Source organism: Paenibacillus contaminans (assembly GCF_003285015.1).
In the GTDB taxonomy this organism is placed as follows: Bacteria; Bacillota; Bacilli; order Paenibacillales; family NBRC-103111; genus Paenibacillus_V; species Paenibacillus_V contaminans.
The window spans coordinates 1-310 of record NZ_QMFB01000101.1 but is presented as its reverse complement, the minus strand read 5'-3'; the positions used below and the strand labels follow the sequence as shown (position 1 = coordinate 310).

General features: G+C 56.5%; 1 rRNA gene. It reads left to right on the top strand.

The features are described from left to right. Positions 1-285: ribosomal RNA gene (locus DQG23_RS41705) — 16S ribosomal RNA — on the top strand; the annotation flags it as partial. Between the last annotated feature and the right edge of the window lie 25 nt (positions 286-310).

Here is a 310-nt window from a genome sequence, read left to right as displayed (position 1 = left end):
GCGAAGCCGCGAGGTGGAGCCAATCCTAAAAAGCCGGTCTCAGTTCGGATTGCAGGCTGCAACTCGCCTGCATGAAGTCGGAATTGCTAGTAATCGCGGATCAGCATGCCGCGGTGAATACGTTCCCGGGTCTTGTACACACCGCCCGTCACACCACGAGAGTTTACAACACCCGAAGTCGGTGAGGTAACCGCAAGGAGCCAGCCGCCGAAGGTGGGGTAGATGATTGGGGTGAAGTCGTAACAAGGTAGCCGTATCGGAAGGTGCGGCTGGATCACCTCCTTTCTATGGAGATCATGATGGCTGTAGG